The organism is Bradyrhizobium sp. MI1.4 (assembly GCF_055811315.1).
In genome coordinates, this window is sequence record NZ_JBVVPP010000018.1 from 1 (window position 1) to 21,803 (window position 21,803).

Here is a 21,803-nt window from a genome sequence, read left to right on the forward strand (position 1 = left end):
GTCGGCGGCGCGACCGAGGTCGAGGTGAAGGAGCGCAAGGATCGCGTTGATGACGCGATGCATGCGACCCGCGCGGCTGTGGAAGAGGGTATCGTCCCGGGCGGCGGCGTCGCCCTGCTCCGTGCTTCCGAGCAGCTCAGGGGGCTGCGCACCAAGAACGACGATCAAAAGACCGGCGTCGAGATCGTGCGCAAGGCACTGTCGGCTCCCGCCCGCCAGATCGCGATCAACGCCGGTGAAGACGGTTCCGTCATCGTTGGCAAGATCCTGGAGAAGGAGCAGTACGCCTATGGCTTCGACTCGCAGACGGGCGAGTATGGCAACCTGGTCACCAAGGGCATTATCGACCCGACCAAGGTCGTGCGCACCGCGATCCAGAACGCTGCCTCCGTGGCGGCGCTGCTGATCACTACCGAGGCCATGGTCGCCGAGCTGCCGAAGAAGAACACCGGCGCGCCCCCAATGCCTCCGGGCGGCGGCATGGGCGGCATGGACTTCTGATCCAACTTTGTCTGAAGTGAAATCCCCGGCAGAAAAATGCCGGGGTCTTTTTTTGCTTGCGCTTTTTCAAGTTCGTTACTCTGCCAGTATAAACAGACCATACCGAACGACGTTGCGTGCCCCGATGACAAGCAAGTGCCGGAGATAGGAATCGCCTTGCTTCGTTATGCGGCCGAGCCGGTCTTTCCCGCCGGTGGAGGTCAAGTTAGGCGCCAGGCCCAGCCAAGCCGCGAACTCTCGCCCGGAGCGGAACATGGTCGGGTCCGGCACGGTCGCGGCGAGGGCCGTGGCCGTTATGGGACCGATGCCGGGAATCGAGGACAGCAACTTCGCCATCGGATTTACTCTCTGAATGTCAGCCAGCTCACGCTCGATGGCCTCGGCCTGCCGGTCCAATTCCTTCAGTTGGTTCACAAGAACAGTCACTGCGATGCGGGCATGGGTCGGTAGCGTCAGCTCCTCATCGTTCAGCAAGTCCACCAGACCATCCACTCTTTGCCGGCCTTGCCCGATACCGAATTCAGCAAAATGAGCTCGGCTCCGGTCTCAGCCAAGGCTTGATCTTGGGGGGCCTGAGGTCGTCAGAGATGTAGTCGGTCGAAGGAGGGTATGGCGCAACAGTCGGCGAGACGGGGCCGGAAGAACCAGGTGTACTCATCGTGCCCAGAGCACGCGTTTATGATTTGGTTTCGGTCCGCGAACTCCCATACGGGCCCGCAGCTTCATCGCTGCACCATCAGAGGCCGGACAGATGGCAGCATCCGACTACGTGCCGATCTTCTTCAAAAATCGCTTGCATCTCGCGGGGCGTCCACAGATGAGTACGTGGCCTAATTTTCAAGCCAATTGACTTCATCTTGTCCCTCTCACGGCCTACGAGCCGCCTAATTTTTGCTCGTTTCAGGCTTGCACAAATTTATCAAACATTCGCGAGGAGAAGGGCGGATGAGCGGTAACACCGATCTCGAAAGCAAAGTCGTCGCTGCGATGCGACAATATCGCGGGGCCCTCACACGGGTGGAACATCTGGAACGAGAGGATTCCGACGCGCATCGAGCACTGACGCGCACGCTCGTCGATTTGCGTCATGCCATGCGAGGCGAAGCGGCGCCGAATCTCAAGGACAGCCTATTCGAGACCGGCGCGACAGTCGTTGCGCGGTCTGACGAAGCGCGAAACGCCCTGGTGGAGGCGACTGCGAAATTAGAGTTCGCCCGCCTAGCGTTGGCCGCCCTAGAACGGCAATTAGGATACATCCGTTTCGATGGGACGAATCACAAATAGACACCGGCGGCTTGTCTGAACGGACGACCTGTTTCAGAGAGTTGGATCGGGTGGCAAACAACTGATGCGCTCCAGCGTGAGAGTGTCTCACACTATCAAAACCCTTTCCGATCAATTCGGAGCGCCGGCATTCGCATCGACGGGCTCGCGTTCCAGCCAAAATCCGGCTCCTTGAAACCAGACCTTTTCTGCATCGTCGGAGCCGGGATCACCGACGTGCAGCGCGCGAATCGGAACCTTGCCAGGCGGCAGGCCTTCGAGCGCGGCATGCAGACGTTTTCCAGCATTCTCGTCGCGTCCACCCATGCAAGGATAAACAGACACGGCACCAATCGAAGAGGCCTCGAACTGGTTTCGACGCCGGACCACATGGAGAAGAAAGCCCCTCCAGGATTCATCGGTCAGCGGCATCATAAGCCGGCCGCCTTCGGCAAGGCGATCGAGCCAGCGCCGGGATGGGTGGGTGGATCCGGCGAATGCGATGACCACATCGAGTTCGCCGACGTCCACCGTCCGGCCATCGCCCGAGATGACATCGACGTGCGGCCAGGTCGCGAGGTTCGCCCGGGCCTGCGAGGGCAGCATTGGGTCGGTTTCAACCGCCGTCACGCGACCAGTGGAGCCGACAATCTCGGCCAGTACCGCGGAATAGTACCCGGTCCCGGCGCCGACCTGGAGCACGCGTTCGCCCCGCGCGATGTCGAGATGCTCCAAGTTGCGCGCCCAGAAGCTGGGCATCCCATTGTTGAGATTGCGGCTCGCGTCGATCGTCACGAGAACGTCATGATAGACCCAGCGCGGGTCGGTATCGGGGGTCAGGAATGCGTCGCTGTACGGGTCCGAGATGATGCGCCACGGCCCAAGGCCCACGAATTGCTCGCGAGGAACAGACGCAAATGCCTCGATCACATGGGGGTTGCGCTGGACCGGGACTTTGTATCGCAGGTCTTCTGCATACCAGCGGCGCGCCGCTGCCAACGTGTCGTCCATGCACTGGGCTCGGTGAAGCGCATATATCGTGTGACCATGGAAACATTGACGATAGCTCCCAAAGCTGATGACCGGGGTGCCCACGCGGCTGATGTCGCGTCCGCCATCGATGCAATGTCCGACGTCGACCTCGTGCGACTAGAAGCTCTGGCGCGGCTGTGGAGCCGCGACTTGCCGGGAGGACTCGGCTGGAGCGACATCCTCCACGAAGCGATTGCACGCGCCCTCGACGGCTCGCGCCCCTGGCCGCCCGACGTCCCCATCCTGGCGTTCCTGTCGGGCGTCATGCGCAGCATCTGCAACGACCATTGGCGGCGTGCGCGGCTCGAGCAAAGGCTACTTGTGAGCCGCGATGATCCGGACCAGCGAAGCTGGTCCTGTGAGGAAGCCGATGAGGTGCCCGATCCTGAGCGGGTCCTTGCCGCCGCACAGACGCTGGCCAACGTCTATCGGCTGTTCGAAGCCGATCCGCTAGCGCTGAAGATCATCGCGGGCATGGCTGACGGCCTGGCGGTCAGGGAGATTTGCAGGGTCTACGATATGTCCGAGCTCGACTACGACACGACGCGACGGCGGATGCGACGCCCCTTGCTGCGCCATCAACAGAACTGGAGCAAGTGATGACACGCTGGCACCCTGCTCTCGATTTGGCCCGCCTGCTCGACTCATTGAGCAAGGAAGTCCTCGCAGCGACCGATGAGGAGGTACGGCAGACCTCCGCTCTGCAAGGATGGACAATCGCCAACACCGCCCGCGTGGTCAGAGAAGTGATCAAGGCCGCGCACGGGACGTGAGTGGGAGCCTTAATCGAAATTGTGATCTGAGCGAGACTGATGCCAAGCGACGGCCGATGCGCGCGGGCCGCGGCTCGTTGCACAATCAGCGGCATTGAGCGAGCCGGAGGGAAGATGCGGCATCGCTCACGCGCCGCCGAATTTCCAGACCGGGATTCCGAGCTTCTTGGCCTTATCGGCGAGATTGTCTTGAATACCAGTGCCGGGGAAGTGCAACACGCCGATGGGTAGGGTCTCCAGCATCGCATCGTTGCGTTTGAACGGAGCGCCCTTGGCATGCTTCGTCCAGTCGGGCCTGAAGGCGATCTGCGAAACCTTGCGATTGTCGGCCCACTTGGCGGTGATCAGCTCGGCGCCCTTGGGCGATCCGCCGTGCAGCAGCACCATGTCCGCATGCTTGGCATGCACCTGGTCTAGTTTAGCCCAGATCAACCGGTGATCATTGAAGTCAAGTCCACCGGTCAGCGCCACCTTCGGTCCTGCAGGCAGAAGCACCTGGTTGTCGGCGCGCTTCTTCGCGGCGAGGAAATCGCGGCTGTCGATCATCGCCGAGGTCAGATTGCGGTGGTTGACCTTCGACCCGTTGCGCGGCCGCCAGGCGGAATGGGTGTGGCGTTCGAACTCGTCGGCGGCCTGGTCGCGCATCAGTTCGAAGGCGTTGCGTCGCTCGATCAGCGTCTGCCCTTCCGCCGTCAATCGCTCCAGCTCGACGGATTTGATCTCGCTGCCGTCCTGCTCCCGCTGCGAGCGCTGCTGCGCCAGCTCGTTGTCGTCGAGCTCGCGCTCGATCCTGTCGACGGCACGATGGAAGACGTTCGCCGTCGACCAGAGCAGGTCTTCGAGGTCCGGCTCAAGACGGGTATCGGACAGCGTCACCACCAGGGCATCGAAGATATCGGCGATGCTGCCGGCGAAGACTCGCCCTTCAGGGAGCTTCCGGGGATCGGGCTCATCGTGGAAGGGACCGTAGCCATAGAGCTGGAGTTCCTGGAGGACCTGATCGGTCGGGGATGAGCTTTGGTGCGGCTCGAAATCGTTGTCGTGGTCGGTAGTCATCGCGGCTTTCCCTCGTCGGATCGACCGCCCCTCGCGGCCTTCATGGCGACGAAAGCAGCAGGCGGAACGGACTTGCACCCGCAGCGCAGCGGAGGGCCGCAGCCTTGGCGGAGGACCGAAGGGAGCCGACTATTTTGCCTCGCGATGTAAAGGCGGCTCTGCCGCCGACGGAAAATAGTCGGCCCACGAGGTTGCCGGTCCGGACCGCTTGCCGCCCGATCGCCCTCTCAGAAGTCCGTGGGTGCGGTCCTCTCCGCGGCCGAGGGGAAGCAGGACCAACGGCCTCGTGGTATAACGAAGCGGCGCATCGCCCCTCGTCCCTCGTTCCGGCTATGCCGCCAGCTCCATAAAGCGTGCGACGTCCTGCGCCGCGATCTGCACGCGGCTCGTGGCCCGAAGGGCGTCAAATCCGAGCAGGCGAAGATCCTCGTTGAAGTCGCCAAGCCGTGGCGAGATCACGATCGCCTCGATCCCGGCCCCCTGCGCCCGGTCGATCAAGGTCGCCATGGCGCCGTCACCAGCAGGATCGTCGTCGCGGGCGATGTAGAGCCGGTGGAGCGTGTCCGGGAGAAGGATGGCGGAGAGATGCGCCGCCGAGAGGGCTGCGACCATCGGCATCGTCGGCAGGATGCTGCGGAGCGACAGCATCGTCTCGATGCCCTCGCCGGCTGCTATGACTTCATCAGCTACGCCAAATCGAACGGCGTGACCAAGCAGGTCGCCCATCGCCCGTTTCGGGGTGTCGATCCGCGCCTTGCCGAGCGTTTTCTCTCTGAAGCCGTCGGGGTCAAGCCAGGTGCGGTGCGCGCCGGTCAGGTGGCCGGAGAGATCGGTGACGGCGGCGATCATCGCCGGCCAGGTCTCGGTCGGACTGTGGTCGTCGGGCCTGTAGTAGCACCGCGGGTGAAAACGCAGACTTCCGGTTTCGTCCAAAGACGTAATGCCGCGATTGCGGAGATACGCTTCCCCCGCATCATTCGTGTTGGGCGGTCCGGCACATCGCATTATCGCGGCGATCGAGAAAGCGCCGTAAGCGGAAGCCGTAGTCTTTCGTTGCATCACGCCGGTCCACGCATCGGATTGATGATCTGGACGCCGGCAAAGTCTTTCTCGTTGTCTGTCACCACGCTGCAATCGTTCGCGCTGGCGACGGCAGCGACGATCATATCGAGCCCGCTGCGTGGCCGGCCGACGGCTCTTCCTTCCGCCATCAATTCCGCCCAGATGAGGGCCGCATTCTCGTCGAACGGCAGGATGCGATCCGCGAACAAAGCTCGAGGCCCCTCCGGACCAGAGAACCAGGCATCAAGCGCTGCGCGCTTTTTACCGCTCGGCTTCTCCAGGATGCCGCGCCGGACTTCCGCGATCGTAAGTGATGCGATGAACAGATCCTCATCTCGCTGTGCTGCCATCCAAGCCATTAGCGGCTCTGACGGCTGCGGCTTGACGGCGTTACTGATGATGTTGGTGTCGAGAAGATAGCGAGTCACAGATCGACCTGGCGCCCTTCTTGGCGCGGGCGCGTCAGGTCGAGATCGGCGCCGACAAGTGGTGAGCGACGCAATGCGTTCAAGATGCCTCCGGGCTTGGGGGGCTCGCCAGAAACGGCCTGTTGAACCGTGCGTCGGAGATTACCAGCTTCTGGCCCTTCCTCGCTCAGCTTACGCGCAAGCACTCTGATGAGGTCGCGATCGGTCTCGAGGGCTTGGAGTTCGAACCGCACAATGCCACGCTTCGTCAGCCGGGATCGGTAATTTTCGATCGCCCTTTTCTGTGCGCTCTTGCTCACTGATCACCTCCATATCTGGATATATAGCCGAATCTTCGGCTCGCTGCAAGGCCGCGGCTCTGGTAATCCCGAGCGCGGCACAGATAAAAAGAGGGCGGAGATGTGCGTCACGTCGCGATCAAGGAAATGGGCGGTTTGGACACGCCATCACGGAAATGTTTGCTGTACGCTCGGCTTTGCGCCAGCCCGATTTGCTACGCTTCTCATCTCGGATCAGCGCGCGACTACGATGCAACACACTGATATTACGAGAAGTTTTTCCTTGTCTTGGAAGTGTAACTCGCGATCTCCGGGCAATGGCGAGGACGCGGCGGTGGCGCGAGCGAGAGGAACGACAGCCGAAAAGCTTCGCGTGGTCGTCGATGCGGCGCCCGGAACCACGGTTGCATCCGTCGCGTCCAACCCTGATCCTCGCCTTCTCAATCTGGTGCGATTGCTCGCCCGGCAAGCCGCGCGGGATTTCGTTCGAGCCGAAACCAACAGCCGGAAGCATGACCGTCTCCCGTACTAAGGAGGCGTCATGAAGATCGCACTTTACGCCCGCTACTCGTCCGACAATCAGCGCGACGAATCGATTGAAGATCAGTTGCGGCTCTGCCGCCTCCACGCTGAGAAGCAAGGTTGGACAGTGGCCGACAGCTACACGGATCGAGCGATCTCCGGCGCATCGCTGCTTCGCCCTGGTATCCAGGAACTGATCAGTGACGCTATGCGCGGAAAGTTTGCGGTTGTGCTTGCAGAGGCGATGGACCGCCTCAGCCGCGATCAGCAAGATATTGCTGGGCTCTTAAGCGCATGGCCTTCGCCGGGGTACGGATTGTCACCCTCTCGGAAGGAGACGTCACGCATCTCCACGTCGGACTGAAGGGCACGATGAACGCCCTGTTCTTGAAGGACTTGGCCGACAAGACGCGACGAGGCTTGCGCGGTCGCGTCGAGGGCGGAAAGTCCGGCGGCGGACTCTGCTTCGGTTATGATGTCGTCAAACAGTTCGCCGCAAATGGAGAGCTGCTCCGAGGTGACCGCTCAATCAACGGAGCCGAAGCGGCTGTCGTTCGGCGTATCTTCGCAGACTACCGGCCGGCAAGTCCTCGCGAACAATCGCTTTCGAGCTGAACCGCGACGGTGTGCCCGGACCACAGGGCGCTGAATGGGGACCATCGACCATTCACGGCAACCCAAAGCGCGGCGTTGGCATCCTCAACAACGAGCTCTATGTCGGCCGCCTCGTGTGGAATCGGCTTCGCTATCTCAAAGACCCGGATACCGCAAGGCGCGTTTCTCGGCTGAACCCCGAATCCGAATGGGTGATCCAAGAAGTCCCCGAGCTGCGCATTGTCGATCGGGAAAATGCGGTCAAGGCGCGTCAGCAGACGCTCGCCTACGAGCAGTCAGCACCCGGCGAGAACAGGCTCAATGATCGCCGCCGGCCCAATACCTCTTCGCCGGCCTCGTGAAGTGCGGATGCTGCGCCGGCGGGTACACGATGATTTCGAAGGACCTGCTCGGCTGCGCAACGGCGCGCAACAAGGGAACGTGCAATAACCGCTTGAACATCCGGCGCGACGCGCTGGAGGCGTCCGTATTGAGCGGCCTCCGCACGCATCTCATGGAACCCGAATTGTTTAAGGAATTCTGCCAAGAGATTACCCGGGAGGTTAATCGGCTGAGGATCGAGCGCGGAGCCGATATCGAGGCGCAAAGGCGCGAGCTCGAGCGGACTGACCGCGAGTTGGATAAGGGGGTACAAGCTATCCTTGAGGGTGTACCGGGGGCAAAGTTGAAGGACAAGATTGGTGCTCTGGAAGCGCGCAAGGCCGAGTTGGTCGACCTCCTTGCGAACGCGGAGGAGCCGCCGCCCCTCCTCCATCCGAATATGGCGGAGATCTACCATCAACGCGTGGCCGCCCTGTACGAGAGCCTGCAAAGTGAAGGCGAGAGAGCCGAAGCAGCGGAGGTTTGCCGCACGTTGGTCGATCAGGTGACGCTCGTCCCCAATGGCGAAGAGCTGGCGATCATATTGCGCGGAGATCTGGCCGCGATCCTGCGCTTTGCGGCGGGCAAGAAAAACCCCGACTTCTTTTCGGAGGCCGGGGCTCTGGATGGCTTGCTATCGCAAGCATCAGTGGTTGCGGGGACCTGCACCGTCTCAAATCGCTGGGTTGGGCCCACGGCCTGAAAAGGTGAATCGGTCGGCCGATCCGTGGATTATAACGAGAAGATAGTTTATCGATTTGGTTCTGAATTGCGCTACGGAGTTGGTGGTCCCAGTAGGACGTTGTCAATCAGTCGGGTCGAACCAACGTAGGCTGCGACACAGAGCGCCGCCGGAAACCGCAGGGGACTCTCGGCGCGCTTGAGCGTATCACCGTCGACAAGTTCAAGATATTGCAGCCGATCAACTGTCTCAAGTTGCCGCTCGGCGATCGCAATCAGCTTCTCCACCTCGCGCACTCCTGCGCGGAATTCTTCCGCCGCGGCGAACAGTCCACGACTGATGGCAACGGCTCGCCCACGTTCTTCCTTGCTGAGATACCGATTGCGGCTGCTCATCGCGAGCCCGTCCGGTTCCCGAACGGTTGGCACTGTGACGATCTTGATGGGAAGATTGAGATCTGTCGCCATGCGACGCACGACCGCGCATTGCTGAAAATCCTTTTGCCCGAAAAACACGACGGCCGGATGCACCATGTTGAACAGCTTGCACACGACGGTCGCCACGCCCCGAAAATGCCCAGGCCTGAAAGCCCCGCAGAGTGGTTTCGCCAGTTCGCCCGGCTCGACGAAGGTCTCGAATTGAGCCGGATAGACCTCCTGTGCACCCGGCGCGAACACAATCGCAACACCGGCATCGCGGCACAATTTTTCATCGCGCACGAAATCGCGAGGATAGCTGCTGAGATCCTCGTTTGGTCCGAACTGAGTCGGATTGACGAAAATGCTAACGACGGTGACATCGCATTGCGCTCGGCTCGCCTCGACCAGGGCCAGATGGCCATCGTGCAAATACCCCATTGTAGGCACTAACCCGACGCGTTTGCCCGCGCTGCAAGCCGCCCCGAGCTCACGACGAAGCTCAGCGACCGTGGTAATCGTCTGCATCGTTGCACCTTACATCAGGTTGGGTTGGGAGGAGCCCAGGTTGCGATAATGTGACTCAGGCTTTCAGGAAGCCGATAGCACTCCTGCGGCGCCGGGAACGCACCGGTGCGGACATCGGCAGCCCAGCGCGAGAGCGCCTCTTGTAACATCTGAAAACCATCTGCATAGGCGCGAACGAATTTGGGCCGATGACCTATGGTTAGCCCCAGCACGTCATGGAATACGAGCACTTGGCCCGAGCAGTCGGGACCCGCGCCGATTCCGATGGTTGGTATCGATAGCGATGCGGTCGCTCGCTGGGCTAGCTCGGCCGGAATGCCTTCAAGCACCAACGCGAAGCATCCGGCCTCCTGCAGACGGTGAGCGTCATCGAGCAGCCGTAAAGCGTCATCGGCGTTCCGGCCCTGCACCTTGAATCCGCCCATGACATTGACGCTTTGCGGGGTGAGGCCGAGATGGCCCATGACAGGAATTTCGCAATCGACCAAGGCACGCACCATTTCCACGCGTTTGGCCCCGCCCTCGAGTTTCACGGCATCTGCGCCTCGCTGCAGGAACCCTCCAGCGTTGCGTATCGTCTCCTCCGGACCAAGGTGAAAGCTAAGAAACGGCAGATCGGCCACGAGCAGGGCACGGGGCCTTGTGCGTGCAACAGCCTCCAGATGATGGTTCATCATTGCCATGCTGACCGGCAACGTGTTGTCGAATCCGAGACAGACATTGCCAACACTGTCGCCCACAAGAATGATGTCGACGATTGGGTCGGCGATGCCTGCCGTAACCGCATCATAGGCGGTGGTCATGGTGACACGCCGCCGCTCCTGCTTCCACCGCTGCAAGATTGGAATTGTGACCCGCTCAACTGACACTTCCGAAGCGTGGCTCATTTTTGATACGTTCCATCAACTAGGCGAACGGTAATCCGATGTTGCGAGCGACGCGGCTGAGTATTACGCGCATCCTGGGGACCATGCTTTCGTATGGAGGACAAGAGAAAACTGTCAACCGTGAAAGGAAGAAAGAAACATATGTCTCCAAGGTCGCGACCGAGTGCACAAACATTCCAATGGTCGCGCAACCACCAAGCAAGAACTTCCAAAATTCAAATTGTCATGTGGAAGCAGCTCGAGTCACGCCGCGCCTCAGGGCGCGCTGGGGCGGTCGGAGCCATTCCAGATGAGAGCGCACCGGACGACGCAGGGTGCCCTGATGTAGTCGTGCCGAAGCGCTGCGATTAGCTCATGCTCTTCCAGTGGCGGAAAGGTGAAGCTGTGGTCAGTCGGGGTCCGGGTCAGTGGTCCCGCGGACTCACGTCATGCTGTCGACACCGCCTTGACGCTTCTCCAGGAGTTCGTCCGTTTCCGCGGTTGTTGGCTCACGCCATTGCACGCTGCCCGCGCCACAGATGATCTCTTGGTCGAGCCGCATCAGCGCTTCGCGAGCGATGACGGCGATGTCAGAGCGCAGGGTGCTGGCCTGCTTGGTTGCCGCCACCCTGCAAAGCAGGTCGAGGTCCGACCAACCCGCAAATGAATGACCCGCGATCGCGTTCTTCTTCACGTAGCCGAGGCCATTCTCCATCTTGCTTTACGTGCGCGCCCGATACGCAGCGCGGGCGCGAGGACGGAAGCCCCAATGCTTCGCGAACGCAATGAGCTTGTCGTTAAATTGAACCGACCGGCTCACTGCGTCATGGCGCACCACGAGCGCGCGTGGGTTACCGCACAAAAACGCCACCCTTTCGTCAGCGCTGGCATCTACCGGATGTTGTAGTAGACGTGCGATCTGCATGGCACCCGCGACTAATGCACGCGGAGACGTCTTCTGGCTTGTGATTTTTTGCATTTGTCGCCGCCTGGATCATGGTCTGGTGCTGCAGGTCGGCTGCGGCGCGCAAGCGATGACATCGATTGTGCAAGAACCGACACAGCTGCGTGGCCGGCGCTGTTCGCATGGCCGGTCAAGGTCAGTCGTCGAACATTTTGAGGCTCTTGCCTATACTGAGATAGATCGGGACTTAGCGGCACGTTGCGGATATTTCACAGGGCCGTGCAGTGTCGTGCTTGGCGTATTCGAACGTTCGATGGATGCTGAATTTCCTTCAGTGCGGACTGGAGCTTGCAACATACTATGCCCCACCAACCCTAACCATGTTGCAGCAAAAAGCAACGGCCCGATCAACCGGCGGCCGATCAAACCGCCTCCTCACCGCTCCGCCGATCGGTTGACCGCAGCCAACCATATTCACACTTGCTGTTTTCAATTTTCCTTCCACAGCAATGGCCCTTACACGACGATCTACAATCGCTTCATCGCTGGGCCAAGCGAGGACGATGTTGCGCAATCTTCGAAGCGCTGGCCAAGCCTGGCAAAGATGGGGTTGTGCTGTCGCTCGATTCGACCTCGATTAAAGCTCACCGGTGTGCCTCCGGCGGAAAAGGGGGTTGAGCACAATCAAGCAACCGGCCGCTCGCGCGCAGGCCGCACGACGAAACTCCATACGCTGAGCGATCCCTTTGCCAGCCGGTCGTCCTGCATCTGACGGCAGGCCAGGGTGCCGATATCGCAGCGGCTCCCGAAGTCCTGGCGCTCGCGCCACCTATCAGTGCGCTTTTCGCCGACAAAGTGTATGACGGCGACAAGCTTCGCGGCGAAATCATTCATCGCGGCGCGAAAACCCGTAATCCCTAAAAAATCTGACCGTGTTGCCATCCAGCGCTTCAACAAATGCGCCTACAAAGGCCGAAACGTCTCGAACACTGCTTTTGCAGGCTCAAGGACTTGCGGCGCATCGCCCCGCGGTGCGACAAGCTCGGCCGGAATTTCTTGGCCGCTGCGCATCTTGCCGCTCTCGTCGGATATTGGCTCAATTGAACCTGGATCCTAGTCTTCTTGAGCGCGGCGGCCCTTGAATTTCTTCTGGGTCCGGAATTTGACGGCGGCCAGCCCAAGCGGAGCCCTTCAGTCGTCACCGCCAGGCTCGAGTGCATCAGGATGCCGCAAACCGCGTGCGACCTCAGGCAGCCCGCCTTGTCCCCGGCCGCTGTTTATGCTCTTCGTGATTCCGATCGGTCGGAGTTCTATCTTTGATAGCTGAACTCGGTCGTATCATGGAGCACTAGAACCGGACCGCCGGCGGCAATCGTGCGCTCACGCGCCGATTGAAAGTGGCCCGCCAGAATGTCCGCTTCGCTGACCCGGTCATTAGAGAAGAAGTGATAAGCTGCCTTGGTATTCGCCCAATTGGCAGACGAGCGGAATACTTTCTCCGATGGCGCTTCCAATCTGCGTGAGCAGCGGAATCTGTCGCCGAGCCGCGCGTCCCTAAACTGGCATCCACTAGTCTCGCGATCAATCCAACATTCACCGCCTAAAAATCGCAAACGGCCTTTTGCCGATCGATCCCTCAATGTGAGCCCCATAGAGCCCCCCCTCGCGCATCAGGTGCTCAGCAAGGAATCACAATTGATTCTTCAAGGTTTTGCTGATCAGCGGATCAGCTCAAGCGGAGAAAGTTATGGGTAATTGAAAGCCGGTCAACCGCGCCAGTCGCGGCGCTCCGCGCCTGCCTGGCGCACCAAAATAGGCCCCGGCCCATAGGCCAAGGCCTTCGATCCACCTTTTGAACGATAGATCAGTATTTGAGAAGAATCGGGCCGCCAAACTTATAGTTGAGCCCTGCCGTCATAAGATCGAGATCCTGGCGGATGCGGTCGACCCCACCAGCGGGCTCGGTGAAGCCCACCATGGTTGGCCGCATGAACAGGTGTGCGTACTCGAATCCAATCGACCAATTGGGTGCGAAGCCGTACTCGAAACCGGCTGCCAACGCGCCGCCCCAAAGAACGTGCTTGCTTTCTCCACCTAACTCGCCCGTCGTCCAGATGACCCGAAACGTATTGCTCGTCACCGCGGCGCCGCCTTTGGCGTAAAGCAGTACGTTGTCGAAGGCATAACCGATCTGCCCCGTTACCAGGCCGAACGCATCAATCTTGGTCTGGTTGATATCCAAAAAAGCAACGCTGGGATTCCAACCAGTCAATGAGCCCAGTTCCCCTGGCCTTCAACACGAAGCACGATCGGGCCCGTCTGCCATCGATAGCCGATCTGCCCGCCCACGCTTCCGCTGGTGGCATCATGGCAGCCCTCAGGCTTGCCACCATCGGAATCCCAGCGATTCGAGCTTGAACCAAAGCCGCCGTTCATACCGACGTTGTAGCCGCTCCAGTCGTAGATTGCAGCCGCGACAGGCCGCGGAGCATTGGTGTAGAGAGGCTTGGCGGGCTGCGCAGCCAGATCCGAGCCGAATGCGGGCACCAACGCGCCAAGCCCCACAATGCTCACAGTCGCAAGCAACAAGTACTTCATTTCTACTCTCATCTCTTCAGTGCCCCGAGCCTCATGCGTCTCAACAACGTCCGCGCGAATTGCTGTAACTGCATCGCAACATTTGCGCTGAAAGAAATGCGTGAACCGAACGCTGCGTCAGGTTGCGGTGCAGATCATCTCCAACAGCGTCGCAATCCACCTTCGCGTGCGAGCATAGATAGCGGCCGCTGATTTCAGCGGAGTAAGCGCACGCAAGTCAGATCGTCGCAAGCCACACCGCAAGTGAGAAGAGTGAAGCGGTTTGCAAAACTCTTGCTCTTGTCCCGTGCCGCCACTAAAGACCCCGTTACGACCATGCTCGCGTTGCACCCACCGGCTCCGAGAGATCAGATGACTATTCGATTGAATCAATGTCCTGCAGGTGCTGACCCGTTCGTCGCAGATGCCGTTGTGTCCCGCGGTCGACCGAGCATGCGAAACACAACCTCCGCCCTCGGCGGATGAAGGATGCGGCCCCTTATTGGTTGAGCGAGCCGTTCTCCACCCGAGGCTTCCTACCACACCGCCAATGCCGAGATCGCCGATAACGCTTGCCGACCGGTGGTGGCCAGCGGCCGCGGTGTGTTCATCTTCTGAGCTGAAGTTCTGAGTCGATAAAGGACAGCGAGCATGTTCGTTTCATTCTTCCCTCGACCAAAGTTGTTCTTTGCGTCGTCAATTCTTTGGACGGCGTTGGCGATGGCGTTTTGGTATGTATTTGCCGGCAATCTCTTTCAAGCCCCGGAGAAGCCGGTCGGGCTTGCGACGTTCTGGTCGGCCTCGGCGCTGTGGTTTGATCTCTATTTTGCGCTGGCCGTTACGGTGTTCGCGGCGGCATGGATGTTATTTGCCCCGCATCCCTGGGCGACGTGGTCCATTCTTGGTTCGGCGCTGATCCTGTTCACCTCTTACTTTCAGGTCCAGGTCTCAGTCGCGATCAACAGCTGGTATGGACCGTTCTACGACCTGGTCCAGGCTGCGCTTTCGAAATCGGCGCCGGTCACGGTTGAGCAGTTCTACAACGAATTGTCGACCTTTGCCGGTATCGCGCTCGTGGCCGTCGTGGTCGGCGTGATGACGCGATTCTTCGTCAGCCACTACATCTTCCGCTGGCGCACAGCGATGAACGATTTTTATGTCGCCAACTGGCCACGGCTGCGCACGATCGAAGGCGCCTCCCAGCGCATCCAGGAAGACACCATGCGCTTCGCCAGCACCATGGAAGGTCTAGGCGTCAATCTCATCAGCGCGGTGCTGACACTGTTGGCCTTCCTGCCGGTTCTGGTGAGGCTGTCCAGCAACGTCACGGAGCTGCCTCTGTTCGGCTCGATTGCCTATCCGCTGGTGTTCGCCGCGGTGATCTGGTCGATCCTGGGCACCGGCGTTCTCGCGCTTATCGGCATCCGCCTGCCCGGAATTGAATTTTTCAACCAGCGGGTCGAAGCGGCCTATCGCAAGGAGCTCGTGCTCGGCGAGGAGGATGCGGCGCGTGCCAATGCGCCGACATTGAGCGTGCTGTTTAGCGACATTCGCAGGAATTACTTCCGGCTCTATCTGAACTTCATGTACTTCAATATCGGCCGGATCGTCTATCTGCAGACTGACGTCATCTTTCCTTATCTGCTGCTTGCGCCCACAATCATCGCGGGCAGGATCACCCTCGGCGCGATGAACCAGATCCTCAACGCGTTCACGCAAGTACGAACCTCGTTTCAGTATCTCGTCAACTCCTGGAGCACGATTGTCGAACTGATCTCGATCTATCAGCGGCTGCGGAGTTTTGAGGCAAAGATCCACGGTGGGCCACTGCCCTCGATCGAGACACAAAGGGAGCCAGCCTCATGATTGGCGTAGCTGCAGGAGTTGACGAAACCCGGCCCTTGAGCCGCTTGCCGCACACCCGATCCGACGCCCCCACACTGCGGTCATCGCGTCCTTGATCGTAGCGCCACATCCACGCTTGTGCTCTCGCGGTGCCTCGACCGGCCTCGGTCCAACTGTTGCGCGTGCCCGAATTGCACGCACCGCATACTTGCGATGCCAGCCGGTCGTCGCGCATGCCGCATCGAGATGCGCCTCTTTTCCGCCCGGGTGGCCGACCGGCAACGATCCCTCTCGGCCGACACCACCTGCCGCCGCGCGCCCATGCTGATCTTTCCCACCATAGACGCCACCGGACAAATTCGATGGCAGCCACCCAATCACCGGCGAGAAGTTGTCCAGTAACAATCCGGATGAGGCAATGCGCCTCAGTTCGTCTCCAAGGACGCTTCGGGAGCCGCAGCATGCGAAGCGTCTCCGAATTCCGTTCACCGCGTCTTTCGCAACATGGGCGTAAGTGGCGGTGAGCAACCGTGCTGTATCTCTCCAATAATCTTGAACCCGTGGCGTTGGTAAAACGGAATGTTTTCAGGATTCGAACTTTCGAGGTAGGCAGCGAGGCCCTGCTCATCACAGCGTTGAAGAGCGTACTTCATCAGCAATGTGCCAAGCCCTTGTCCGGCCCAGTTCGGATCGACAGCGATCAGGGGCAAATACCAATGTGGCTCGGAGGGATGATGTTCGGCCATTCCCTGGCGCAGGTGTGCCATATGTTCGGTGATTTCAGGGCGCAGGGACAGCGCCATGATTGCGTCCAGCGCATCCTCATCCTGCTGCACGCCCGGAGGCAGCCACAGGGCCGCCGCGCGAGTCTCTCCCGTGACGTATGCTGTGCCATGCTCGAATGCTCGTCCGCCACAGGCCTTGATGAACTGAGTCATGCTGCCAAGATATTGCCCAGGGTCCGGCCAACTCCAACGCATCAAAGGATCGGCGGCAAAGCCAAGGACAATCGTCCAGACGATTCTTGCCCGAATACTTGCGTTCGCCGAGGTGACGCCCGGCTCTCTTGTCATGATGCACCGCTTTTCGATCGCAGGGTTGAAGGTTGGAGCACAGGACCGATACCTTGGACGTGAGCGGAATGGATGTGCCCCGAACATTCATCCCCTTTAGTTTCCGCCTCCGGCTCTCATCCCGCCTCAGAAGGCCGCCTTCGACGGCGGCTTCGGACGAAGGTTCTCGCTGCGAGCCCCTGACCCTTGGGCCTGCCGAGGACTTGTGCTTTTCGCCATGAGAGCGTCATCTGGCTCCTGCCCTTTCCGAAAGGAAGGGCTCATTTTATCGGCGTCGACAAGCCTGGCGGCCTTCCGAAGGAAGCGAGAAGGACGATTAGTGTTACAAGGTGATCTTGTTTCGCCAAACGTTGCGAGTTGCATTCGCTCGACGAGTCTAAGCACCGCAGTCTAATTTGGAACCTGCCAACCGAGGTAGGTGCTTGGGATTGTCTGCCCCAAGGATTGCCAACGAGTTCCCCTTCAGCCTTGCCGCAGCGATCGCACCCGTGACGTCGCCCGCGCGGATCGAGTTGCCGCCTCCGTCGGCCGGCGTCGTCTGGGTCAACGATCATCACCGGCTCGACCCCGCCTCGCCCTGGGGCGGCCTCGCCGCCACCGGCCGCGAATGTGGCACCCAGACCTTCGACGACCACCTCGAGACCAAGAGCGTGATGATCGCCACGCACGAGCAGCCGTTCGACTGGTATCGCGACACGGCCAACCAGAAGCGGCTGAACTAACAGAACGACAAGCGGCAGACGTTCGAAGAAGGCGGGCCGCATCAATGGAGAGCGTCAATGTCGACACCCGTGAACGCAGGCACTCGTCTTGCTCGACTGCCGGTCGGGCCGTTCTATCGCCGCATCATACTGCTGATCGGCATAGGAACGCTTTTCGACGGTTTCGACATCTACATTGCCAATACCGTGCTGAGCCTGATGCTGAAGACGAGCTTTTCGACCCTAGCCCAGAATGCGGTCTTCATCTCCGCGACCTTCGTCGGCATGACGCTGGAAGGTTTGGTACCGGCTTTCTCGGTGACCGCTATAGAGTCCGCGTCGCGCATAATCTTGCCAGCAGCCAGGCGCAGCGCTCGATGTGCGCCAGGTCAAAGTCGGGCAATGCGCAGTGTTCGAAACCGATATACTTCCAACCGCCGGCGAGCGTGGCCGGCGCCGTTCGCCGATCCAGCACGATGTCCAGATAGTCGTCCTTGCACCGGCTCAGGGCGGTGTCGCTCACGCTCGCTCCGTCGGGCGACGGCGTTGCGTCGGATCGGAGCGACAGCAGCGGGCGCACGCCGCCGCGTCCCGCAAGTTCAGCCCGGCGCACGCTGGCCTGCCCCCGCGGCGTCGCTGCGGTAGCGGCTGGTCGAGGTCTGGTAGTACTGCGCGCGGATGGCCGCCATGGCCTCGATCAACGCTCCCCACGGCGCGGGAAAGCATTCTTCCGCCATCAGGTGGTGCAACATGCGCGTATGGCCGGCCAGCTCGTCCTTGAGGAACTCCACCACAGGCATAGCCGGGTAGCGCTGCAGCAGCAGGATCGCCGCGTTGTCGGCCTCGCCGGCCGAGCTGTCCTTGTCGCGTCCATGCAGATCGTTCTGCAGACGCCCTATCGCGGAGATGAGCCGCAGGACCCGGCGAAACGCCGGACGCGCGCGCAAGGTCTCCATGTCCAGCCCCCACAGCAAAGACAGGCAACAGAACACATTCGCGTAGGCGATCGAATCGATGCCGTTGTGCAGGTACTCGGCGTAGGACCAGCGTTCCGCCCCTGCCGCCCGCACGTGTCCGGCGCGCAGCGCCGCGCAGTAGCGCCGGGTATGGTCGAGAAGCTGAGCATAGTCGCGACGATCGTAGGCGAGTGCGGCCAGCGAGGTGCGCAGCACAGCGCAGCCGTCGAATCCGGGGAGCACGCACGGCACGCCCTGCCCCAGCGCCTGCTCCACAGCGGCGAGCTGCTCCGGCGCGATCAGGCCAACGTCGTTGCAATCGTCGAGCCAGAACAGCAGCGCCAGTTCGCGATAGAACGCCACGATCAGCGTTTCGTCTTGCGGATCGCGGCCGGTGCGGGCGCTGGTGTCGAGCAGGCTCGGATGGATGCGCTGCAGGATGTAGTGGCCGCCCCTGACCGCTTCCATGGCATGCTCGTCGGCGAACCCGTTCAGGGAATGCCCCCACTCCAGCACCTGCTGCAGCGCGCGTTCGGTCAGGATCATGGCGCCGCTCCTGCTCTCTCGGCCAGGGCGCGCCGCCCCCAATGAAGCGCCAGCCACAACCCGGCAAGTTCGGCCACACGCACGACCCGCGTGGGGCAATACAGTTCCTTCCCGATCCACAGCGGCGTCTGCGGCAATGCATGCGCCGCATGGCGGGCGAGCATCCACTCCAGCGCATGCGCCACCGCCTGCGCGATGCGCCGGCGCCCTGTCGGCTCTTCGCTCCCGTCCATCACATGCAACGCGAACAGCGCATAGGCGGTTTCCTCGAATGTGGACGCGCGACCAGCGCCCCAGCCGCCGTCGTCGCGCTGCGCCTGCAGTAGCGCCGCCAGCGCGCGCTCGTCGCGCCATTCGGTGTTGCCTTGCGCCAGCGCAGCGACCGCGTGCGCGGTGGGATACAGCCACGAAACGTGCCATTTTTCGTTGTCCCATACACCGTGCGGGTTGCGATTGGCCTCGACATAGGCGCTGGCGCCGGCGGCGGGCTTTCCCAACAATCGCAATGCATGCAGGGCATGAATGTTGGTCGACACCGAGGCATTGCGCTCGCCGGGAAAGGTGACGAACAGCTCGCCGGTTTCGAAATGGCGCAAGGCATCGACCGCCGGCTCGCGGTCTGCCAGGCGCAGGACGCACAACGCGATGGCGGTGTCGTCCGCATCGGCCGCGAAATGCAACGCCGGGCCGAGACCGCGCACGCCCAGGCGGGCGTCGAGCTGCAAGACGATCACGCGCACCGCCTGGGCGAGCGCGGGATGCGCGAACAGCCCGGCCAAATGCAGGGTGTACAGCGACCAGCATGGCTCGAACACATTGATCGGCCAGACGTTGGGAACGACGCCTTCGATGCCGCTGCGCGTCGCCCGCGATGCTGCCTGCAGATACGCGTCGGCGCGCCCGACCTGCGTCGTGCTCCCCTGTGTCACGGCGTGCGCACGCCAGGCGGCGGTGGCCGCCGGACTGATGCCGATGCTGCCGTCGTCGTCCGGGCATGCGGTAGTCAGCGAGGTCCCCCAGGCTTCCCAGGAGTGCAGCAACGGATGGCCGCTCGGCAACGTCGCTACCGCCGCCAGCTTGGCCAGGCACGCTTGCCGCAACGGCAACAGCGCCGGGTGGCGCGGGAACGCCACGCCGCCCAGCAAGGATGCGGCCTCGCAGCAAAATTGCGGCAGGATCAGCTCCGCGCCGATCGGCGCGTCTTCCGGCACCGCATGCGCGTAGGGATCGGGCTGGCGTTCGAGGAACCGGGTTGCAGCCTGGACTGCGTCGGCAGCGCCGGGAAGAGGATCGGCACGCTGCAATGCCAGCAACGCCGCCCACGTGGGCGCATGGCGGAACAGCGGGAAGTCCGCGCTTCCCCATCCGCCATCGGCCTGTTGCTGCGAGATGAGCCACGCGTAGGCGTCCTGCCGACCGGTGACGTTGCCGTGGAATTGCAGAGCTCGCGCCGTGTCGTAGACGGACGGACCGACGCTGCCGCCATCGCTCATCTCGCCCAGCAGGTGGCGCAATTCGGAAAGGATCTGTTCGGACTGCGCGTTCACGCGGGATCTTTCTTCAGACGGTTGACGAGAACCAGGATCGGGCAGACGCCGCGCACGTCGTCGCAGGTCCGCCGCATAGGCTTGGCCGCAGCGCGCCGCGGCCGTGCAGGGCAACCGCTGCCATCGGCGCCGCGGACTCGGACACGGTGCAGCATGCACCGCTACCGCCGGCCGATCGCAGCGGCACAGGGGCGACTCCATGCGCACGGGCGCGCTCATGCGCATGGCGCGTGCTTGAACAGGTGCGCGTTGGCTCGCTGCAGCATCTGCTCCAACCGTTCCGCACGCGGCCCCAGCGGGACGATGGCCTCTCCGGCGTCGCGCAACAGATCGAGCGCGAACTGGCGCGCAGCCTGCAGCCCCATGATCGACGCGCAGGTCGGCTTCTGCGCCGCCGCGTCCTTGCCGGGGGTCTTGCCCAGCGCTGTGGTATCCGCTGTCGCATCGAGAATGTCATCGACCACCTGCAACGCCAGGCCGAAACAGGCGCTGTAGCGATCGAGCGCACAGTACAGCGCAGCGTGCGCGGCATCCTCCGCGATGGCGCATAGCGCGCCCATGCGAACGGACGCACGCACTAGCGCTCCGCTCTTCATCCGGTGCATCGCGACGATCCTGTCCAGCTCGACGTGCTTTCCGACCAGCGACAGATCGATGGCCTGCCCGCCAGCGGCACCCTCGGCGGACACCGCCCGCGCCAGTTCGCGCACGAGCGTGATAGGATTGTCGCCCGGCGCATCCAGGCTCGCCAGGGTCAGGAAGGCGTGCGCCTGCAGCGCGTCGCCGACCAGGATCGCGGTGGCTTCGCCGAACTTGACGTGCACGGTCGGAAGGCCGCGGCGAAGCACGTCATTGTCCATCGCGGGCAGGTCGTCGTGGACCAGGGTACAGGCGTGCATCATCTCGATGGCGGCGCCGACGTCGTCGAGCATGTGCGCCGGCGTGTCGGCCAGTGCGCCGGCGGCCAAACAGAGCAAGGCGCGGGTGCGCTTCCCGCCATGCAAGGTGGCGTAGCGCATCGCCGCCATCAGCTCGGTCTCACCCTTGTCTTCGGCGCAGAGAAGGCGCGCGAGCGCTTGTTCGACCCGCTTTACGCCGTCGTGCATCCAGATGTCCGGCCGCAGCCTGCCGGAAGCGCCGCGCGCTTGCGGGCCCAATCCGCCGAGCGCGGAAACGCCAGTTCGGTCGTCGTGTAGCGTGGGACCGGTCTGCATGCTGTTCATGTCCTTGTACCTGGCAGGAGACGGCCACGGCGAGCGGCGGGCCGCCGCG

General features: G+C 61.7%; 21 protein-coding genes and 6 pseudogenes. 11 read left to right on the forward strand and 16 right to left on the reverse strand.

The genetic code is table 11. The features are described 5' to 3' along the window. On the forward strand, positions 1–501 hold a 501-nt coding region (locus tag AC0L23_RS20785; protein WP_473357370.1), incomplete at its 5' end, for a TCP-1/cpn60 chaperonin family protein. 99 nt (positions 502–600) lie between these two features. Here AC0L23_RS20785 and AC0L23_RS20790 read toward each other — a convergent pair. Continuing rightward, positions 601–1,038, reverse strand: a pseudogene (locus AC0L23_RS20790) (transposase); the annotation flags it as partial. Positions 1,039–1,446: 408 nt separating this feature from the next. Between AC0L23_RS20790 and AC0L23_RS20795 the strand changes: the two are divergent. Continuing rightward, positions 1,447–1,785 (forward strand): hypothetical protein, encoded by a 339-nt coding sequence (locus AC0L23_RS20795; RefSeq protein ID WP_473357371.1) that lies wholly within the window; start codon positions 1,447–1,449, stop codon positions 1,783–1,785. Between the two features lie 111 nt (positions 1,786–1,896). Here AC0L23_RS20795 and AC0L23_RS20800 read toward each other — a convergent pair whose 3' ends face one another. Next, entirely contained in the window at positions 1,897–2,775 is an 879-nt protein-coding gene (locus tag AC0L23_RS20800) for a protein-L-isoaspartate O-methyltransferase family protein (protein WP_473357372.1), read from the reverse strand. A gap of 114 nt (positions 2,776–2,889) precedes the next feature. On the opposite strand from AC0L23_RS20800, the gene AC0L23_RS20805 reads away from it, so the two are divergent. Then, positions 2,890–3,396: an RNA polymerase sigma factor gene (locus tag AC0L23_RS20805; protein WP_473357373.1), complete on the forward strand. Its 507-nt coding sequence runs from the start codon at positions 2,890–2,892 to the stop codon at positions 3,394–3,396. After that, entirely contained in the window at positions 3,396–3,569 is a 174-nt protein-coding gene (locus AC0L23_RS20810) for a hypothetical protein (RefSeq protein ID WP_259219199.1), read from the forward strand. Before AC0L23_RS20805 ends, AC0L23_RS20810 begins: the two co-directional genes overlap by 1 nt. 126 nt (positions 3,570–3,695) lie before the next feature. Here AC0L23_RS20810 and AC0L23_RS20815 read toward each other — a convergent pair whose 3' ends face one another. The 4 genes and pseudogenes from AC0L23_RS20815 to AC0L23_RS20830 all read right to left on the reverse strand — a co-directional run bounded on the left by AC0L23_RS20815 (position 3,696) and on the right by AC0L23_RS20830 (position 6,414). Continuing rightward, the gene (locus AC0L23_RS20815) at positions 3,696–4,625 is read right to left on the reverse strand and encodes a DUF2493 domain-containing protein (protein WP_473357374.1); all 930 of its coding nucleotides are present in this window, start codon (positions 4,623–4,625) and stop codon (positions 3,696–3,698) included. A gap of 330 nt (positions 4,626–4,955) precedes the next feature. Then, positions 4,956–5,678 (reverse strand): annotated as a pseudogene (locus tag AC0L23_RS20820) (DUF7146 domain-containing protein); the annotation flags it as partial. A 5-nt stretch (positions 5,679–5,683) separates the two neighbouring features. Beyond that, positions 5,684–6,115, reverse strand: coding sequence for a type II toxin-antitoxin system VapC family toxin (locus tag AC0L23_RS20825; RefSeq protein ID WP_219682287.1), 432 nt, complete (start codon positions 6,113–6,115; stop codon positions 5,684–5,686). After that, positions 6,112–6,414: a hypothetical protein gene (locus tag AC0L23_RS20830; RefSeq protein ID WP_219682286.1), complete on the reverse strand. Its 303-nt coding sequence runs from the start codon at positions 6,412–6,414 to the stop codon at positions 6,112–6,114. The genes AC0L23_RS20825 and AC0L23_RS20830 overlap by 4 nt, the downstream gene beginning before the upstream one ends. Positions 6,415–6,934: 520 nt before the next feature. Here AC0L23_RS20830 and AC0L23_RS20835 point away from each other — a divergent pair. Genes AC0L23_RS20835 through AC0L23_RS20850 form a run of 4 tightly spaced genes read left to right on the forward strand, consistent with a single transcriptional unit; the run spans position 6,935 to position 8,593 of the window. Next, complete coding sequence (locus AC0L23_RS20835; protein ID WP_473357375.1) at positions 6,935–7,279, forward strand: recombinase family protein; 345 nt, start codon at positions 6,935–6,937, stop codon at positions 7,277–7,279. A gap of 8 nt (positions 7,280–7,287) precedes the next feature. Further along, a complete protein-coding gene (locus tag AC0L23_RS20840; RefSeq protein WP_473357376.1) occupies positions 7,288–7,530 on the forward strand; it encodes a hypothetical protein in 243 nt (80 codons plus the stop codon). Next, complete coding sequence (locus AC0L23_RS20845; RefSeq protein ID WP_473357421.1) at positions 7,527–7,871, forward strand: recombinase family protein; 345 nt, start codon at positions 7,527–7,529, stop codon at positions 7,869–7,871. Before AC0L23_RS20840 ends, AC0L23_RS20845 begins: the two co-directional genes overlap by 4 nt. A gap of 29 nt (positions 7,872–7,900) precedes the next feature. Further along, positions 7,901–8,593 (forward strand): hypothetical protein, encoded by a 693-nt coding sequence (locus tag AC0L23_RS20850; RefSeq protein ID WP_473357377.1) that lies wholly within the window; start codon positions 7,901–7,903, stop codon positions 8,591–8,593. A gap of 71 nt (positions 8,594–8,664) precedes the next feature. Here the strand turns inward: AC0L23_RS20850 and panC are convergent, their stop codons facing one another. The 3 genes from panC to AC0L23_RS20865 form a co-directional block, all read right to left on the reverse strand. Further along, positions 8,665–9,516 (reverse strand): pantoate--beta-alanine ligase, encoded by an 852-nt coding sequence (gene panC / locus AC0L23_RS20855; protein ID WP_473266262.1) that lies wholly within the window; start codon positions 9,514–9,516, stop codon positions 8,665–8,667. A gap of 14 nt (positions 9,517–9,530) precedes the next feature. Continuing rightward, positions 9,531–10,403 (reverse strand): 3-methyl-2-oxobutanoate hydroxymethyltransferase, encoded by an 873-nt coding sequence (gene panB / locus AC0L23_RS20860; protein WP_259219193.1) that lies wholly within the window; start codon positions 10,401–10,403, stop codon positions 9,531–9,533. Positions 10,404–10,824: 421 nt separating this feature from the next. Next, the gene (locus AC0L23_RS20865) at positions 10,825–11,097 is read right to left on the reverse strand and encodes a phosphoribosyl-dephospho-CoA transferase MdcG domain-containing protein (RefSeq protein ID WP_374762394.1); all 273 of its coding nucleotides are present in this window, start codon (positions 11,095–11,097) and stop codon (positions 10,825–10,827) included. A gap of 700 nt (positions 11,098–11,797) precedes the next feature. Here AC0L23_RS20865 and AC0L23_RS20870 point away from each other — a divergent pair. Further along, a pseudogene (locus AC0L23_RS20870) lies at positions 11,798–12,390 on the forward strand (IS5 family transposase); the annotation flags it as partial. Between the two features lie 206 nt (positions 12,391–12,596). Here the strand turns inward: AC0L23_RS20870 and AC0L23_RS20875 are convergent. Beyond that, complete coding sequence (locus AC0L23_RS20875; protein WP_374762392.1) at positions 12,597–12,938, reverse strand: transposase DNA-binding-containing protein; 342 nt, start codon at positions 12,936–12,938, stop codon at positions 12,597–12,599. A 212-nt stretch (positions 12,939–13,150) separates the two neighbouring features. Beyond that, a pseudogene (locus tag AC0L23_RS20880) lies at positions 13,151–13,884 on the reverse strand (outer membrane protein). A gap of 630 nt (positions 13,885–14,514) precedes the next feature. On the opposite strand from AC0L23_RS20880, the gene sbmA reads away from it, so the two are divergent. Then, complete coding sequence (sbmA, locus tag AC0L23_RS20885) at positions 14,515–15,729, forward strand: peptide antibiotic transporter SbmA (protein ID WP_473357378.1); 1,215 nt, start codon at positions 14,515–14,517, stop codon at positions 15,727–15,729. A gap of 464 nt (positions 15,730–16,193) precedes the next feature. Here sbmA and AC0L23_RS20890 read toward each other — a convergent pair whose 3' ends face one another. After that, complete coding sequence (locus AC0L23_RS20890; RefSeq protein ID WP_219682280.1) at positions 16,194–16,781, reverse strand: GNAT family N-acetyltransferase; 588 nt, start codon at positions 16,779–16,781, stop codon at positions 16,194–16,196. A 434-nt stretch (positions 16,782–17,215) separates the two neighbouring features. On the opposite strand from AC0L23_RS20890, the pseudogene AC0L23_RS20895 reads away from it, so the two are divergent. After that, a pseudogene (locus AC0L23_RS20895) lies at positions 17,216–17,503 on the forward strand (aldehyde dehydrogenase family protein); the annotation flags it as partial. Positions 17,504–17,831: 328 nt separating this feature from the next. On the opposite strand, the pseudogene AC0L23_RS20900 reads toward AC0L23_RS20895, so the two are convergent. The 4 genes and pseudogenes from AC0L23_RS20900 to AC0L23_RS20915 form a co-directional block, all read right to left on the reverse strand. After that, positions 17,832–18,062 (reverse strand): annotated as a pseudogene (locus AC0L23_RS20900) (type 2 isopentenyl-diphosphate Delta-isomerase); the annotation flags it as partial. Between the two features lie 19 nt (positions 18,063–18,081). Then, positions 18,082–18,984 (reverse strand): terpene synthase family protein, encoded by a 903-nt coding sequence (locus tag AC0L23_RS20905; RefSeq protein ID WP_473357379.1) that lies wholly within the window; start codon positions 18,982–18,984, stop codon positions 18,082–18,084. Continuing rightward, positions 18,981–20,531 carry a hypothetical protein gene (locus tag AC0L23_RS20910; RefSeq protein WP_473357380.1) on the reverse strand — a complete coding sequence of 517 codons (1,551 nt, stop codon included), beginning with the start codon at positions 20,529–20,531 and terminating at the stop codon, positions 18,981–18,983. The genes AC0L23_RS20905 and AC0L23_RS20910 overlap by 4 nt, the downstream gene beginning before the upstream one ends. Before the next feature lie 215 nt (positions 20,532–20,746). Continuing rightward, entirely contained in the window at positions 20,747–21,745 is a 999-nt protein-coding gene (locus AC0L23_RS20915; protein ID WP_473357422.1) for a polyprenyl synthetase family protein, read from the reverse strand. Positions 21,746–21,803 lie beyond the last annotated feature (58 nt).